The organism is Commensalibacter communis (genome assembly GCF_947179015.1).
Lineage (GTDB): Bacteria > Pseudomonadota > Alphaproteobacteria > Acetobacterales > Acetobacteraceae > Commensalibacter > Commensalibacter communis.
Map to the genome: position 1 here is coordinate 1 of NZ_CAMXCM010000029.1, position 742 is coordinate 742.

Sequence of the window (742 nt, forward strand, 5' to 3'; positions counted from 1 at the left end):
TAAGTAATTAACCAAGGGCAATGAATATTTTGAATAATTTTAGATAGATTTTGGTGATCTGTTTTTTTATAAAAATTAGTATATAATTCGGCACCTTTATTATAATAGGGAGGGTCAATAAATAGAAGGCTATTGGACGGTAAGGATGTATTACAATGATTTATAAAATCGATAGCATCCATATTGGTTAATGTAATTTGACTTTTAAAAGAATGAATAGTTTGAATACGCTTAATTAATGCTTCTTTATTAAATCTACAATCTAACTTATATTTTCCTTCTTGTTTTAATCCTCCTATTGGTCCTGCCCATTTAATAATCCCAGAACGGTTCGTTCTGTTTAAGAAGAATGTTGAGAAACCTAAATCTAATAAATTATTAGTATTTTGTTGTTTATGAATTGCACGTTGTATATGCCATTGTTCGAGTGTTATAGGAGTTTTGACAATTTTCTGTATGAATTCTTCGGTTTGGTTAAGAATACAGTGCCAAAAGGCCCATATCGTAATATCTAAATCGTTGATATGAATATGAGAAGCATTTTTTCTTATAAGTAGAGATAGTGCTAATCCACATCCTCCCGCGTAAGGTTCCGCATAGTGCTCATTAAGATTGTTATGATGTAAGATTGGTACAAGCATATTATACAGACATGCTTTACCACCGGGGTATCTGAGCGGGGAAACAAAGTTTCTCATTAGGTTATATCTTGTCGATGAAGAAATGTTTTTTAATTTTACAC

Annotated in this window: 1 protein-coding gene; it reads right to left on the bottom strand. The window is 31.1% G+C overall.

The genetic code is table 11. The annotated features are described in order from the left end of the window. Window positions 1-698: DNA adenine methylase (locus tag PQG54_RS12290; RefSeq protein WP_271790836.1), on the bottom strand; the 698-nt coding region annotated here is incomplete at its 3' end. Window positions 699-742: the final 44 nt, after the last annotated feature.